At 49.3% G+C, this 15938-nt stretch carries 10 protein-coding genes and 3 pseudogenes; 7 read left to right on the forward strand and 6 right to left on the reverse strand.

The window, feature by feature from the left end; translation table 11 throughout:
- Positions 1–966, forward strand: coding sequence for a HesA/MoeB/ThiF family protein (locus tag JGC47_RS17290; protein WP_009351651.1), 966 nt, complete (start codon positions 1–3; stop codon positions 964–966).
- Positions 967–1159: 193 nt separating this feature from the next.
- On the opposite strand, the gene JGC47_RS17295 is transcribed toward JGC47_RS17290, so the two are convergent.
- Entirely contained in the window at positions 1160–2443 is a 1284-nt protein-coding gene (locus JGC47_RS17295) for a type II toxin-antitoxin system HipA family toxin (protein ID WP_009351649.1), read from the reverse strand.
- Positions 2440–2736 carry a helix-turn-helix domain-containing protein gene (locus tag JGC47_RS17300; protein ID WP_013036333.1) on the reverse strand — a complete coding sequence of 99 codons (297 nt, stop codon included), beginning with the start codon at positions 2734–2736 and terminating at the stop codon, positions 2440–2442. The genes JGC47_RS17295 and JGC47_RS17300 overlap by 4 nt, the downstream gene beginning before the upstream one ends.
- 212 nt (positions 2737–2948) lie before the next feature.
- Between JGC47_RS17300 and JGC47_RS17305 the strand changes: the two genes are divergently transcribed.
- Together JGC47_RS17305 and JGC47_RS17310 are read left to right on the forward strand one after the other, a co-directional pair.
- A complete protein-coding gene (locus JGC47_RS17305) occupies positions 2949–3233 on the forward strand; it encodes a VF530 family protein (protein ID WP_013036332.1) in 285 nt (94 codons plus the stop codon).
- 348 nt (positions 3234–3581) lie between these two features.
- On the forward strand, positions 3582–5138 hold the full coding sequence (locus tag JGC47_RS17310; protein ID WP_009351645.1) for a methyl-accepting chemotaxis protein: 1557 nt from the start codon (positions 3582–3584) through the stop codon (positions 5136–5138).
- 282 nt (positions 5139–5420) lie between these two features.
- On the opposite strand, the gene JGC47_RS17315 is transcribed toward JGC47_RS17310, so the two are convergent.
- Entirely contained in the window at positions 5421–6809 is a 1389-nt protein-coding gene (locus JGC47_RS17315; RefSeq protein WP_013036331.1) for an aldehyde dehydrogenase family protein, read from the reverse strand.
- A 142-nt stretch (positions 6810–6951) separates the two neighbouring features.
- Between JGC47_RS17315 and ptrR the strand changes: the two genes are divergently transcribed.
- From ptrR to JGC47_RS17830, 4 genes and pseudogenes are all read left to right on the forward strand, one after another.
- On the forward strand, positions 6952–7809 hold the full coding sequence (gene ptrR / locus JGC47_RS17320; RefSeq protein WP_009351639.1) for a putrescine utilization regulator PtrR: 858 nt from the start codon (positions 6952–6954) through the stop codon (positions 7807–7809).
- A gap of 234 nt (positions 7810–8043) precedes the next feature.
- Positions 8044–8689 (forward strand): annotated as a pseudogene (locus tag JGC47_RS17325) (omptin family outer membrane protease).
- Between the two features lie 760 nt (positions 8690–9449).
- A complete protein-coding gene (locus JGC47_RS17330) occupies positions 9450–9854 on the forward strand; it encodes an H-NS family histone-like protein (RefSeq protein ID WP_009351632.1) in 405 nt (134 codons plus the stop codon).
- Between the two features lie 898 nt (positions 9855–10752).
- Positions 10753–10887, forward strand: coding sequence for a hypothetical protein (locus JGC47_RS17830; RefSeq protein WP_009351630.1), 135 nt, complete (start codon positions 10753–10755; stop codon positions 10885–10887).
- Positions 10888–11587: 700 nt separating this feature from the next.
- Here JGC47_RS17830 and JGC47_RS17335 read toward each other — a convergent pair.
- The 3 genes and pseudogenes from JGC47_RS17335 to msrA all read right to left on the reverse strand — a co-directional run bounded on the left by JGC47_RS17335 (position 11588) and on the right by msrA (position 15830).
- A pseudogene (locus JGC47_RS17335) lies at positions 11588–12564 on the reverse strand (replication initiation protein).
- Positions 12565–13917: 1353 nt separating this feature from the next.
- Positions 13918–14521 (reverse strand): annotated as a pseudogene (locus tag JGC47_RS17340) (nucleotide-binding protein).
- 772 nt (positions 14522–15293) lie between these two features.
- Positions 15294–15830: a peptide-methionine (S)-S-oxide reductase MsrA gene (gene msrA / locus JGC47_RS17345; protein WP_009351678.1), complete on the reverse strand. Its 537-nt coding sequence runs from the start codon at positions 15828–15830 to the stop codon at positions 15294–15296.
- Between the last annotated feature and the right edge of the window lie 108 nt (positions 15831–15938).

Consider the following 15938-nt stretch of genomic DNA (forward strand, 5'->3'; position numbering starts at 1 on the left):
ATGAGCCGTTATCAACGACAATCGATGCTGCCGGAAATCGGCGAAAGCGGGCAGCAACGCCTGGCTCAGGCGCGTGTGCTGGTCATCGGCGCGGGTGGCCTGGGTTCAGCGCTGCTGCCGCTGCTGGCTGCTGCCGGCGCAGGCTATCTGCGTCTGTATGATGGCGACAGGGTTGAGGAGCATAACCTGCATCGTCAGACGCTGTACGGCATGCAGGATATCGGTGAGGAAAAAGTGTTCTGCGCCCGGCGCGCGCTGGCCACCCGCAATCCTGCATGCGTGGTGGATGCACGGCCCCACGCCCTGACGGCCAGCGCTACGGCGGCCGCTCTTGATGGCATCGACCTGGCGATCGATGCCGCCGACAATTTCGCCCTGACCTATCAGCTCTCGGATGCCTGTCTGGCGCATCGTATCCCACTGGTCAGCGCTTCCGTTCTGGGACGCCGGGGTTACGTGGGCGGTTTCTGCGGCGGCGCACCCAGCTACCGCGCCCTCTTTCCACAGCTACCGGGCTCTGCCGCGAACTGCAATACCGCCGGGGTGATGGGCCCGGCCGTCGCCACGCTGGGCGCGATGCAGGCGCAGATGGCGCTCAGTATCCTGCTGAACTTCTCACCTTCTCCGCTGGGTTGTCTGGTCAACTGCGATTTTGTGCAATGGCATTTCCGCCCGTTTCGTTTTGATTCGGCGGCCGAACCCGATCGTCCCCCGGTGCCGTTTATCGACCGCCATTTACTGACGGCTGAAGACTGTATTGTGGAATTACGCAGCGTGGATGAGGCCCCGGAAAGCATTGCTGATGCCGTACAGCGGGTCCTGCCTCAACAGCTGTCAGACTGGCAGCCGCCCGCCGACCGCCGCATCGTGCTGGTTTGTGCCAGCGGTATCCGGGCAGCAAAAGCGGCGATGGCGCTTGAACTGCGTGGGTTCAGCCATTTGGCGATGATTGCCGCTGGCCGCTGAAAGCAGGAAAAACACGTCGGATGGCAGATGCGCGCAGATTCAGGATACCGGTACGTGGGATGTTGCAGTACGCTCAGACCGCACGACTACAACGGTGGATCACCACCAAACGAACCGAAAAATCGGTTCTGGAAAAACTCTAAAGCCGTGGCCAGTTTTTGTTGACCGCTTCATTAGCACAGAAATCAACTGGCTAGGATTCAAAATCCCTGTGCAGTTTATTTAAGATATTGAAGATTCCTGTTCCTGATTTTTGAGGGATTTTCAGTCGCTCGAAAACATCTTTCCACCTGGAAAGAGCATCGAGGGTCTGCTCAATGTACTCATCAGCTTTGAGGTACTTGTAATCCTGGCATATCTCATTGATGCGCTTTCTCGTTGGTTTTCCGGGATTTTTACCTCCAAATCCTGTAGTGTGTTCACCCATGGCCCGTGAAAAAGTCAGGTCATATGCAGGAGCAAGTGTCCAAATGGACTCTCCCCCTGTGTGCTCTGGATCGTGACACAGAAAAGCAAAATTTTTAGTGTGATCATCGTGGTTATGCGATAACGCGTTAAAAATCATTAAGCGAGCCATCTTTTCGACCTCCCTGGAGTTCCTGGTGAGGTGCTGAGTTAGCTTTAGAAGGCTTGCGTAGTCCATAGAGGGTTCACGGAAGCTTGCATACATGAGTGCTGCAACAGTTATCATGTGGATCTTCTTGTCCCCGCATCTGTCAAAGCGCCTGGTCGCAAAGAAGTTCTCAACACGACCGGTTGGGAGTGTGATGTTGAGGATACTGGATTCTGCCATATCTATTCCTGCATCTCTCGCCATCTCAGCATATGCAAACTCGATTCCACCAGTCTCGACAGGTTCGTTTAGATCCCTGAATTTTACGATCCAATGTGAATACCCTTCAGGGATTTTGTCAAATGCCGAAGTTGCATGCTTACCATCTGGAGACAAGGCGACAATCGCTTTAGGGCGCGCTCCGCCAGGCGAGCCGCCTGCCAGTCGCAGCTTACTAAGCACGGTAGATGTCTCTCCTTCCTGGACGCCAACAGATTGTTCAAAAAGTTCTGCTAAGCTGACCGTGCCGGTTAGCGCCGATTTATCGGCTTTGGGCTGGTATTCAAAGGCGCCCATGCATCGATCTCCCATATAAGCCAAGCGATCCAGGGCAGTTACTGTGTAAGCCGTTCCATCCCCGAAGGTGCTGTTGAAAAATCTATCCATCAGTAACATTCCCCACCCGTCGGGGAGAGAGTCTGCGAATGGACCGTGTAACCCCTCAAATAGTTTTGCGTCCTGAGCCAGCTGAGGTTTGTTATCAAATTTCATCGTCAGAGGAGACAGGTTGAACCCAGTAGCAATCCAGTGTTGGTCGTAGACGAAATAAATGCCTTTCCCTTCAGGCTTAAACAGCTCTCCTACCTTCACTCCACTTTTCAGAACTACGAGTGACTCTGTATGCTTTAGCCCTCTCATCTTCATTGCATGCCCCGTTTGCGTTTCGTATTTTTGAGTTCTTCGTAATTGTTTGGATGTTCAGGCTTAAAAAGCTTCGCAACAGATGAGAGCTCATCCAGAGCTGTCGCCATAAGAATTAGCGCCTCTAGCGTAACCACTCCCGTCATTTCGAATCGTTTTATTGTCGACTCAGAAACACCTGATTTTATTGCCAGCGTTTTACGCGAGAGATTCCTGGATAAACGAAGAGTTTTAGCATTTTCACCCACCTCTCTGGCCAACTCTGCAGGTGAGTACAGTAAATGTATAAAAGACATAACCACTAATCTTAAAGAGTTCACATATAAACCATTATAGTTTATCTTAGCCATTAATTGGTCACTTATGACCATTTATTTATTCACGGGTGAGATGCTGTGCGGATGTTACGGTAAAAAGGAGACCGTGATACCGCCCCATACTGACATTGCATAAGCCGCAGACGCTCAGTAAGGTGTGCGCCATTCACACTGATTTACCGGATACCACCATGACGACTCACTCTTCAAAAGACCCGTTACATGGCGTTACGCTGGAAGCATTACTCACTATGCTGGTTGCGCGTTTTGGCTGGCAGCAGCTGGCAGAGCGCATCAATATTAACTGCTTCAAGAGCGACCCCAGTATCAAGTCCAGCCTGAAATTCCTGCGCCGTACGCCGTGGGCGCGCAAAGAGGTAGAAGATCTCTATATTGCCTCGCTGAAGGATAACCACAGTGCAAAACCGGAGATGCCAACAGACAATCCCTGGAACAGCCGGCAGCGCAAAGATTGACGTCCTGGCTGCACCATCCCTCTACAGGCCAACACGTCATCCCCCGCCGCTAAATATAACGATCGCCGTTTTCAGCGGCGTTCACCGTAAACAATAAAAATTATGGCCAGGCTTTCGCATTTGTCGGTATATAAAATACAGATAAAAAAATAACCGTGAAATCAGCATGTTGATATGTAAATGCTCAAATAAAACAGAATATTTAAGCATCGATAACCGTCTGCATTAAAGGACGTATCTGATTTGCCGATATCATTCAGACACGAGGCTCGCTTCGTCATATTACAGGGTACGCCGGCGGGCAACCTGTGTTTAAAGCACCAGAATGTTAAGCTGTGAGAGCACCCCATGAACAGATGGACAGTTAAGGTAAAGTTATCAATGTCGATCGCAATGATAATCATATCTTTCTTGATACTGACTTCGTTTTTACTATCCCGTCTAACTGCCACTACGTCAGAATTACAGAATTTGTATGAAAGAGACTATCAGTCTGCCTCGATAATTGGTCAGGTCGATGGCCTGCTCACCCGTGTGGATATCAACATTCTCCGGATGATCGCCATCGGTGACCCGGCATCGATTGCCGGCTGGAAAAAACAAAACACCGAAAACTTTGACGAAGTTAACGCGCTGTTAAATAAGCTTAAACCCACAATTGATACCACAATGACGTCGTCCTTTAACGGATTAATATCATCGTATGAGTTAATGCGTAAGGGGATGGAGCATCAGGTACAGGCCGTTGAGTCTGGCGACATAAAAAAAGCCAGCGAAATCAACAGAAATGAAGTAAAAGCGTATGCGGATAAAACATTTGGTGCATTATCCACTCTAAAAAAACATCAGGATGCAGTTGCGGAAAATAAGGTAGTTGCTCAGAAACGTAAGGATTTCAGGACGCTCATCATTTCACTCCTCGCTGCCGGGGCTGTTACGCTGATATCGGTTGCACTGGGAACGCTGATCCTGCGCAGTTTACTTCGGCAGCTGGGCGGAGAGCCTCTGGCAGCAGCACAGGAGGTCAGGCTGATGGCAGGAGGCGACCTTTCCCATCCCATCCTGGTGGAGCAGCACGATCGTGTCAGCCTGCTGGCCCAGCTGAAAGATATGCAGTCATCCCTTTCCGCGCTGGTGACTAACGTGCGCAGCAATGCAGAAAGCCTGGCAACCGCCAGTACCCAGATATCTCAGGGCAACCAGGATCTCAGCCAGCGAACGGAAGAACAAGCCAGCTCGCTGCAACAGACCTCTGCCACCATGGAACAACTGGGTTCCACCGTCAGCAATAACGCTGAAAACGCACATCAGGCCAGCCAGCTGGCTTCCGGTGCCTCAACGCTGGCAGCGGAAGGGGAGCTAATGGTCGGGCGTGTTATCTCAACCATGAGAGTCATCAATGACAGCTCAAAGAAAATTTCCGAAATCATCAATGTGATCGATGGCATCGCCTTTCAGACGAATATTCTGGCGCTGAATGCGGCGGTGGAAGCCGCTCGTGCAGGTGAACAGGGACGTGGATTCGCGGTTGTTGCCGCCGAAGTGCGCAGCCTGGCACAACGCAGCGCCAATGCCGCCAAAGAAATCAGCACATTAATTACCAACAGCGTCGGGCAGGTCGAGCAGGGCTGTCTGTTGGTGGATGAAACAGGCGTAACCATGACGCGGATTATGGAGGCGATCAAACAAGTGAAATATATTGTGTCTGAAATCAGTGCTGCGAGCCTGGAACAAAGCTCAGGGGTAAAACAGGTGGGACAGGCCATCACCCAGATCGACATGGTGACGCAGCAAAACGCTGCTTTGGTGGAAGAAAGCGCCGCTGCTACAGAAAACCTGAAAGAACAGGCTGAGCAACTTGTCCAGGCGGTGGCCGTCTTTCAGGTGACGGCCACCGCCGTTTAACCTCATTTCAGGCAGGGAACGTAATCACCTTAACGCGTCAGCCACAGGACGATGGTCAGCGGGGTAAACTCAGAAAACGTTACCTCAGTGGGTTGCGCCGGAGCTGGTCATCCGTGCAGTGGTGATCTGGCAACCGCTCGGTATGCAGGAAGCGCTGTCAAGAATGCGGAACGTGGGTAACCTGAAATCAATGCCCCAAAGATATCTGGTCATGCGTGCGCAATTAACGTTAACGCCCCTCCAACCGACCGCGGAGGAGGGGGAAGCAAAGCCGTAAGTCGGTTATCCTTCCATCCACACCGTCTGAGCATTGGTAAACTCACGCAGGCCAAAATGAGACAGCTCACGACCAAAGCCGCTTTTCTTCACGCCACCAATCGGAACACGCGGATCGGAGAAGCTCGGCGAGTTAATGAAAACACTACCGGTTTCGATACGTGACGCCAGTTTCTGCGCAACGGCAAGATCGCGGCTCCACAGGCTGCCGCCGAGGCCGAACTCCGAGTCATTAGCCATCGCCACCGCATGTCCGGCATCATCGGCCATAATCAGCGAAGCCACCGGACCAAACAGTTCTTGTACAAAACTGGTCATACCCGGCTTTACGTCACTGAGTACCGTCGGCGCATAGTAGTTTCCCTCGCCCGGCAGAACGTGGCCGCCAAGCAGCAAGGTGGCCCCCTCTTTTAGCGTGGCCTGCACCTGAGCATCCAGTTCGTCGCGCAGATCGTAACGCGCCATCGGGCCTATCCATGTTCCGGATTCGCGTGGGTCGCCGATTTTCATCTCTCTGACTGCGCAGACAAATTTATCCCGGAACGTTTCGAATACCGCCGCTTCAACGATAATGCGCTTCGCGGAAATACACAGCTGACCGTTATTCATAAAGCGGCCCGCGATGGCACCTTTTACCGCAGCATCAATATCCGCCTCCGCCAGCACGATAAAGGCATCAGAACCGCCCAGCTCCAGCACACATTTTTTTATCGCCGCACCGGAAAGGGCAGCGATCGCCGCACCGGCCCGCACACTGCCGGTCACGGTCACGGCGGCAATACGCCGGTCGTTAATCGCCTGCGCCACGCCGTCATTATCGGCGTTCACCACCGCAAAAAGCCCTTGCGGCACGCCGGCGCGGCTCAGGATTTGCTGCAGTAACAGCGCACATCCCATCACATTCGGTGCCGGTTTCAACAGGTAGCTGTTACCTGCCAGCAGAATGGGCACAGCGCCGCGCAACACTTGCCAGACAGGAAAATTCCACGGCATCACCGAGAGAACGGGGCCCAGCGGCAGGTAATCGACAAAGGCTTTGTTACCCTCGACCAGCGTTGGTTCACGCTGCAGGAAAGCCGGCCCATGCTCAGCGTACCATTCGCACAGCCTGGCGCTTTTCTCGACTTCTGCCAGCCCCTGATCGACAGGCTTGCCCATCTCACTGGTCATCATTTCCGCCAGCTCACGCGCCTGCTGACGCAGGGCGCCGGCCACGTTACGCAGCAGCCGGACGCGATCGCTCATTACGCTGTGACGCCAGTCTTGAAATGCACCATGGGTTAACGCCAGCGCGCGGTCAACCTCGTCGATGGTGGCAAAAGGATAACGGGCAAACACCTCGCCCGTGGCCGGATTGCGGGAAACCGCTACCGCCGAAGAAACGTTTTTCATCATTACCGCCTTATCAGAAAACCAAAATGGGTGAGAAAGCCAGCGCCTGTTTCGCCATGACTTAGCATAGCGTTCATCGTAATCTTGCGACTGATTCATTTAAAATGAATAATAATGAAAATTAATATCTTAAAATGAGAAAGATATGGAGCTGGCCCAGCTGGAGATATTTCGTGCAATTGCAGAAGAAGGGAGCGTTACAGCGGCAGCAGAAAAACTTCATCGTGTACCATCAAATATTTCCACCCGCCTGAAACAGCTGGAGAAAGAGCTCGGCTGCGAGCTGTTCCGGCGCGAAAAGTTACGTCTGTATATCACCGATAATGGCAGAACTTTTCTCGCTTACAGCCAGCGCATTCTGGCACTGTCAGAGGAAGCAAAACAGAGCGTTTCCGGTCAGCGTCCTGACGGCATCTTCACGCTGGGGGCGATTGAAAGCACCGCTGCCGTCAGGCTGCCACCGCTTATCGCGCGCTATCATCAGAGCTGGCCGCAGGTCGGGCTGGATCTGTCCACCGGCCCTTCGGGCGATATGGTTGACGGCGTGCTGGCCGGCAGGTACAGCGCGGCCTTTGTCGACGGCCCGCCCAAACATCCCCGGCTTGAAGGGATACCGGTTTTCGCCGAGGAGCTGGTATTGATTACCGCGTTGAATCATCCACCGGTGTCCGCTGCCTCCGCCGTTTCCGGCTCGACCATCTATACCTTTCGGGAAAACTGCTCTTACCGACGCCTGTTCGAAAACTGGTTCGCACGCACCCATGCGGTTCCTGGCAAAATTTTCGAGATGGAGTCGTATCACGGTATTCTCGCCTGCGTCAGTGCCGGTGCCGGACTGGCACTGATACCGGCCAGCATGCTGGAAAGTATGCCCGGGCGGGACAGTGTTAAAGCCTGGCCTCTCAGCGAAGCAATGGGGCAGATTGCCATATGGCTGGTATGGCACAAGGGCACACGCTCTGCCAATTTACAGGCGATGAAAACGCTGCTGACTGAAGATTGAGACGGGATCGTAGCGGGTTACCGGTTCAGCATAAACCATAATAAAAAGGAACTGTTTTCAGGCCAAAAGCACTTACCTCCGTTGAACGGCAGTATTAAGAAAAATATCTTTTTTCTGAAAGTGACTGTTGAAAAAGTGGTTACTGAGATATCAATCGGCCACTGGATATAAGTCCTCCTTAAAGGAATTCTTCAGGATATAAAATAAGAAAAAAGGACTGTCCTGATAATTACAATGCGCGTCTTTTTCGGCACGGATCACGTTGCCGCGGCACATGCAGCTCCTGAATTTGCCACTGGTAGCATCAGCGTTGCCGACCCGCCAGGTATGCCGGGCGGAAAATCAAAAACGTCGCGATGATGAAAGCTGATTTCTCCCGGTGCGCTTAATGCCCGTGGTTGGACGTTACTGGTTTCATGATCAGGCCATATGCATGATTACGATTGGCAGAACAGTAACCGGTCAGACCGGACCGGTTACTGTTCGAATCCGGGCGCTGATGTCAATTATGCCAACGTATATGACCTGAACTTGAAAGGCTCAATATCGTAATAATGATTTCTCATTCAATACACTGCTTAAATCCGGTGACTGAGTTCGGGAATACGATAACAACGAACACGGTATGCGTAGCCTGAAGTTCCGTGCAAAGACCTCTGATTCCGGTTATCACGGTACGTCCGTTGATGCCGGTTATTACGTGACCCTGGCTGCCAACGTGTTTGCCGAATTCAGCTACAACAAATATGAAGAAGGCAAAGGCGGTATACAGATTATCGATACCAGCAGCGCTGACTCAGCGTCACTGCGCCCTGATGCGGCGGGCATTTCCAACAGAAACCATACTGTTACTGTTAGTCTGCAATATCGTTTGGTTTGAAGCCGGCGGCAAAACGGATCAATACGCCTGCGTGAGATACAGTCCTGCCACAATAATCCTGTAGCAGGAAAGAGAATAATGCTTACCAGAGGTGCCGTAATACAAGCTGTATGGCCGGGTATCGCCGAAAGCCCGCTGCCTGCCCAGGCAGCTCACGCTGTGGGAGAGAAAAACAATAAGTGTATGTTGTAACTAATTGAAGATAATGGCATGTCTCATCCTTATTTAGCCTTTCCCGGCATGCAGCGAAAATCTCAAAAATATACTTCCGGCGGTTTTTAGCATGCCTGCAGATAAACCTGTTAATCATCTTTATCCGGGAAAAAACGTTTTCTCTGCACTGGCGGAAGCCGGTTGCTCATTTTTATTCCGTTATGACGGAATAAAACGTGACGGCGTAACCTGCACAATGACAGATATCGTACCCGCGGATAAAGCGAGAAGCGCTCACCCCTCTAATACGCACAAAAATCAGCTTTGGCCGGGATATATAGTGGTTTACCTCACATAAATCCGGTGTGATTTTTCAACTTAATACCTTATTCAATCTTTTTTTTTACTTTTTTGTTAAGATTTATCCCATAAGTCATAAATATGGCTCTCATTCGTGGTGTTCTTGACCATACTAAAATGTATGCCGGAAAACCTTTAACGAGACATTTTTTCGATTTAGTGTTTTTTCGCGATTCATTTGTCTGTAGACTGGTGCTCGTTGTAATAGTTATCAATTTTAAATCAACTCAAGGTTACGGATTCCGTTATGAGCGAAACGCTGAAAGTATTAAATAACATTCGCACCCTTCGCGCCCAGGCGCGTGAAGTGTCTTTGTCTGAACTGGAAGAGATGCTCGAAAAACTGGAAGCAGTAGTGAACGAAAGACGTGATGCAGAAGCCGCTATCGCTTCTGAGATTAAAGAGAAAGAAGAGAAACTGGCTAAATATCGTCAGATGTTACTGGAAGACGGTATCGATTTAAGCGAACTGACTTCAGCAGAAAACACATCGGGTAAGCCTCGTGCCAAACGTGCTCCTCGCCCTGCCAAATATGAATACACTGATGAAAATGGTGAACATAAATCATGGACCGGTCAGGGCCGAACTCCTGCAGTCATTAAGCAGGCTCTGGATGCCGGCAAAAAGCTTGAAGATTTCTTGATCAAGTAAATGGCAGCTGGCCACGTCGTCCAACGTGGCCATATGTTATTTCATTATCCTCTTTACCCCGACACTGTATGCCAGAAAGCAAGTTCCATCTAAACCTGTGTTTATCCACACATCCGGTTTTTTCTAAGAATTTTCCAAAACAGAAAAAATTAATTCGTTGATTATCAGATGTATTTATCGCATTCATTTTTTATTTTTATCGCCAGAAAGTCGAATTCGACCCTGTTACACAGCCGCACTCTTTCCATCCTGGAGAAAATATAAAGGTTAAGATCTGTCTGATCACCCCATCCCCCTGTGCAATAACCCGAAGCCAGTCGCCCCTTCGTCATGACTTTTGCACGATGAGGGAGAAGAAACAGACAGCACTTCATGCCTGAAAAAAGGGATAAACAATCGTTTTTCAACTTCAACCTAATGATGAAAACACCGACATCTTATGCAGTAAATGCAAATAGCCAGATGAATTTCCTGGTTCACCTTACCCCTGTCAGGCTTGATATTTATCGTCAGTACTCTAAAACTTTCTGACAATAAAGGATTTCTGTAACGCGCACGAATTTTCGCCCGACGGTACCTAATCCAGCCCCGTCTCTTTATCGCTGCCCGCTCGCCCAGTCGAAGTCGTCCTGCGCAAACGTCACGCGCAGCTTTTCTCCGTTATCACAGCGGAACTTAACGCCGTCTGAACATCAACAGCTGCGCCCGCTCCTGTTGAAGGGGTCTGACACGGTCTTTACCAGGAAGACGTTCCCAAAACAGGCATATCAGCCATCCCGACCGGTAGCGAGCTGGCACAGCACGAGCAGACGGTCCAAAAATGCTGCGCCGGAACCTCAGCATAAACAGGCCAGACAGAAAGAAAAACGAGAAATAACGCTGACGCCTGGCGTCTTTTTTGACGGCACCGGCAAGTGGTCTGAACCCGAATAATGCGGACACCGGTGATGTGAAGCTTACCCTGCGCCCTGGTGTGGCAGAGAAAGTCTTCCATATCACCGCTGAAATGAATGCCGGTTCAACTCTGCGTTGAATAGCGTTAACCCCACATGGCCGGGACTGGCACTGCCCGCCGTACACTCCAACATCGGTGGCGGTTACCTGCCTGTGGTGAAGGAAAATTTGTTCCTGACTCGACCGGAAACCAATAACGCACCACTGCATCAGGCAAGTACTCAAATCTGTGGCTATCATCAGGCCGTGAAACAGATGGCCGTAGTGGACTCATATCCCTGTATTTCCGCCGTTCTGCGGGGTTTCGGCGGAAAACGGGCTTATGGAGACAGGGGGCCTGCGAATCGCTATGGTGAGCTACAGAAGCGTAGTTTCGCAGCAATAACACCGGGTGGTCGATAGTGAAAAATGACTGGTCAAAAGTGGCTTTGCGGATAATGCCCGGGGCAGCACAGCAGGCTGGGGTAATGTTCGACTAATTACCCAATGCCGATCAAAATATGGTACTTCCTGATGATCGTGCCTCACTTTGTGAAAAGGCCATCTCTGTGGGAAAAACCATTTATTGTTTCTGATATTGACCCCGGTGTTATCTGGTTGCAATGGTTTCGCTATATTACCTAACCCTCCTCAGGAGACTGGATATTATCCACCGGCTGAAGAGCAAACCATCGGCAGTAAAACGTTAACCAATAGTCAACAAAAAGGAAAAATAACCGTTATACGCAAGGCCCCTGATTAACATTCTGAGCAGCCTGAACAGGCTCTGGCTGAATAGTCTATTTTTTAGCTCTCGCGTTAACTTCACTCATCACGCGCTTACAGGCTATTTTATCGCCGATAATCTTATACCAGCCGCAAGCTTTCTGACATCCGTCAGCGGAACCTTCTCTGTACGATCGTAAGTGATCAGACAGTCCCGATATTGCTCCATAATGGCTATGCAACGGCGAGCCCATGCACCTTCCAGCTCTGAGCCGGCCGCAGCACGTGGTCGGCGCGGGAATTTGGGGCGCAGTGGTTTACTGGCTTCCGGCGTGGATTCATCGACATAAGAGAACCTGATCGACACAACGGTACGGCCTTTTTTGACGGGGTGCCATATCACTGAGATATCGGTATTGGCATTAATTCGCGCGAGTGTAGGTTCCAGTAATTTCTGCCTGAAATCACGATAATCCTCATATTTTCCCTGTAATCCTGCTTTCTCCCGCATCCAGTCAAGTGCCAGTGTCACCTCAATTGCTTTACTGCCTTTACGTCCATAGAGATTTTTAGCTTTGATCAACCAGCCATACAGTCGCACGGAGAACGGCGTATCGAGCTTGGCAATATTGGTGAAATTGAGCTTGGTAAAAGACTCTTTTAACTCATAAAGATAGGGTGCAACGTCCTGTCCAAAGCGCAGTATAACGGCGCTCTGCTCATCACTGCTGACGTACTCAAGACGAGAAAACCACGACAGTTGCACGGTACGTGTCTTGCCACTCTTACGATCGGGTTGGTAGATGGTTACCGGTTTTTTCATGAGGCTTTCGGCAGCTTCACGCAGCTGGCGGTGGCAACTGGTAGGATTCAAACCGTATATTCGCTGATAATCATGAGGAAAAAGGCGGTAGAGCGCGTCCGGCTGCGGTTTCCTGCTGTCTATCTGTGCCAGAGCAAGGTTCAGCAAACGCATTTCATCCAGCGTCACGCTGTAAGCCCCCTCGAGGAGGTCATTACCTTGCACTACTGTCAGTTTGTTCAGCTCCATGCAGCAGGATCCGGATGTGGAATGTTCTGAAAATTATTCCACACAAAAAGCAGGCAGGTAAAGCAAAAATTACCTAAAAACAACCTTGTAATATCAAAAGCTTAATTACGCCAAAACAGCCAGGTCACCTAAAAAACCTCCGCATGGGTCCAGCCACCCTCATGAACATGTGAGGCGACTGATGTTCCTGCTATCAGGAATTTCTCCCACTGACGACAGGGGCACTAGCGTTCTCAACGTAATAAGTTACATTTTTTTGTTAATTAACTTCATTCTTATTTCATATAAATCAACAACATACATGACGATGATTACAGGAAATCACTCCACATAAGAAAACTGCTATTTTCCATATTTCACCCGGCCAGACTGGTTCAGCGCTCCCCACAGAACCGTATTTATCCAGAATACCTCCCTCCTGCCACAGAAAATTCCTCCACATTTCACTGTCAGATCCAAGATCTTTTGGCGCACGGCATCATATCTCTCCACATACGTTCGGGGAAGTGACCAGATCACAAAACAGAGTTAAAAAAGAGATTTTTTCCTCATGTAACATGGAGATGTAACGCCTGGCAGTACATAAAATTATTCCACCTAAGAGGAACAGGTAATGATGGCATCAGAAAATTCTTCCACATTAAGAGTAACGTGCATATTTAACTTAACTGCCCAATATGATGGTTTTGTGTACGAAAAGTCTGTAATCAATTTCGTTAATCAAGTAAGTATAATGACAGGCCAAAAATGATGTTTTGAAGGAACAGGAAATTTCTCCACATATTCAAAATTACAGGAAAACGTTACGCTGAAAGAAGGGGGGTGCTGAACTTCAGGATGGCCTGTAAAGAGAGTTATCCACAGGGGAACCCTGAATAGGGGGATTCTCATAAATTTGAAAGTTATCCACAGAAAAAAACTCCACGTGTAGCAGGAAATCTCTCCACATATAACATAAAATTACTCCACGTGTAGCAGGAAATCTCTCCACATATAGTCATGTAAGCTAATGATTATTAATAATAAATCAGCCCCTAAAAGTAAAAGATCTAAACTATAAAAAAAGAACAAACACTATTGCCATATTTGGCCGATCAACATCACAAAAGAGGAATGATCAGCATCACATATCGGGAATATTAATTTCACAAACCGGGTCAATGGTGTTAGCTTGGCTCATCCTCAAATAACCAGTGTTCGAAAAAATCGGTAGACCCTGTAAAAACAGGCTGTTTTAAAACGGCGGTGTTAATATTCATCGATGTTGATCTGAATTTTTTGTGTTGCCAGAAACGGGTTTAGTTACTGCGTCCAGAGCAGGCGCTAACTGTCGGTGTTGGCCGAGTTTCATTTTCATTCCAGTAGATCCAGGATCTCGTTAGTCATAACCTCAATTTCTCCTTTTCGCTTCCATCCGTGGTATCAAACACTGCACCCCGTCCAGCATAGTGCGTATATGAGCCTGTCGCTGCACTGCAGCGGTTTTTAACGCTGGGACACCTGTTTCCTCGATCGAAGCTTGCAGAACCTCCAGCGTGCGCGTGGAGGCCACTTTTAGGCGATCACAAAACGTGCAATGACGGGCTGTAAATTTTTTCTTGCCTCCACAACCGCCAGGATAGTCGCATATGCAGCAAAGTCGAGCAGTGAAGGTGTTACCGGAATTCATACCAGATCGCTCACCATGACGGCTGCGGAGGTAATGGCAACGGCACCATCAGTGACCACATCATCATGATTTTTCAGATATTTACGCACGCTATAAACTTCTTTTTTCCGATGATGTCTCTGCAAGGTCGAATAGACATTTTGACTCGTTATACCAGTTACTGATGCTGCCCTGAGGATCAGTATCGACCATCGCAACCTTGTGCCCTTTACGTGCGAGGCTGGTAGCGATGTTGATGAATGTTGTGGTTTTCCCTGCCCCACCTTTCCCCTTCAGAAAAGAGATCATTTTTGTTGCCGTAATTACCCCTGGAGTGATTAAACGGTCATCCCGGGATTACGGGATGACAAGATACCGTCATCAGTATCAGTAAATAATTTCACCGGAATTAATGATTAGTATCTCTTGATTTTTTCAGGCGTATTTCAGAAGCCGGATGTCTTTCCTTTCGTGAGATCTATTCTTGTTCTGTCCCATTCTGTGTTAAGATTAACTGTATTTAAATGCAGCCTGTTTGATAATTCTGTAATTCTGTAATTCTGTAATTCTGTAATTCTGTAATTCTGTAATAGATCTATTCTTGTTCTGTCCCATTCTGTGTTAAGATTAACTGTATTTAAATGCAGCCTGTTTGATAATTCTGTAATTCTGTAATTCTGTAATTCTGTAATTCTGTAATTCTGTAATCGCACTGAGGTTTTTAGGGATATCCGCTGGCATATATTTGTTGCGTTATGGCTAAGTAAGCGAAAATCATCACTGTCAGAATTCTGCTATGAGCAATCCGACGGAAAATGTTAATAAATTCTGGAGGGATTAGGGGGGAAAGGGATCTGCGAAGCCGTGAATACGTCGTTCTTCCTGTTAAGGATAGTGGCAAGGTTAAATCAGTTTTTTTTAGCTTTACAGGGAAAAATCCGAGTATTTGCCCATAAAGGAGAAGTGAAAATTCAGTGACGAAACAAGATATCTTTTATCATAACGACTATCAAAAACGGGACCCTGCAGATCAGGCCGTTTCCGCAGCGCCAGCCGGAATAAGGCGGGCGCGAGCAGAGCATTATTCTGAGACGGCATAGGCCGCAAAGCGCTTACGCAGCTTTTGCAACTTGGGCGGAATGACTGCCAGACAGTAACGGTTTTCCTGCCCTTCTCCAGCCCAGTAATCCTGGTGACAGTCCTCCGCCGGATACCAGGCAGCACCGGCTTCAATGGATGTCACTATCGGATCGCTGTACTCACTCCGGGCCCGTGCAATTGCCGCTATGGCTTCTTCCGCCTGTTGTGCGCTGGTCGGGAATATGGCAGAGCGATACTGTGTGCCGATATCATTTCCCTGGCGATTGAGCTGTGTTGGGTCGTGGGTGGCAAAACTGATATCCAGCAGATCGCCAAAGCTAACCTTTTCCGGATCAAAACCAATGCGGATGGCTTCGGCATGCCCTGTGTCACCATTACACACCTGTTTGTAGGTTGGGTTTTCGGTGTGGCCACCAATATAGCCACTCTCAACCGACTCCACGCCATTAATCTGTTTAAATACGGCTTCAGTACACCAGAAGCAGCCTCCGGCAATCATCGCGTATTCTGTCGCCATTTCTTACTCCTTCAGCGGGAAAGTGAGTTTATTCGTTGTTGAACTAAGATCAACCTTAGCTATTTGCCACGCCAGGTCAATGCGTTTTTAGTCGGTTACACCCGCCGC

The organism is Erwinia amylovora (assembly GCF_017161565.1).
GTDB classification, from domain to species: Bacteria; Pseudomonadota; Gammaproteobacteria; order Enterobacterales; family Enterobacteriaceae; genus Erwinia; species Erwinia amylovora.

What these genes read in the sequence shown, in the direction of transcription:
- JGC47_RS17290 (WP_009351651.1), top strand. Translation starts at nt 1, where the DNA reads ATGAGCCGTTATCAACGACAATCGATGCTGCCGGAAATCGGCGAAAGC.
- JGC47_RS17295 (WP_009351649.1), bottom strand. Translation starts at nt 2,443, where the DNA reads ATGAAGATGAGAGGGCTAAAGCATACAGAGTCACTCGTAGTTCTGAAA.
- JGC47_RS17300 (WP_013036333.1), bottom strand. Translation starts at nt 2,736, where the DNA reads ATGTCTTTTATACATTTACTGTACTCACCTGCAGAGTTGGCCAGAGAG.
- JGC47_RS17305 (WP_013036332.1), top strand. Translation starts at nt 2,949, where the DNA reads ATGACGACTCACTCTTCAAAAGACCCGTTACATGGCGTTACGCTGGAA.
- JGC47_RS17310 (WP_009351645.1), top strand. Translation starts at nt 3,582, where the DNA reads ATGAACAGATGGACAGTTAAGGTAAAGTTATCAATGTCGATCGCAATG.
- JGC47_RS17315 (WP_013036331.1), bottom strand. Translation starts at nt 6,809, where the DNA reads ATGATGAAAAACGTTTCTTCGGCGGTAGCGGTTTCCCGCAATCCGGCC.
- ptrR (WP_009351639.1), top strand. Translation starts at nt 6,952, where the DNA reads ATGGAGCTGGCCCAGCTGGAGATATTTCGTGCAATTGCAGAAGAAGGG.
- JGC47_RS17330 (WP_009351632.1), top strand. Translation starts at nt 9,450, where the DNA reads ATGAGCGAAACGCTGAAAGTATTAAATAACATTCGCACCCTTCGCGCC.
- msrA (WP_009351678.1), bottom strand. Translation starts at nt 15,830, where the DNA reads ATGGCGACAGAATACGCGATGATTGCCGGAGGCTGCTTCTGGTGTACT.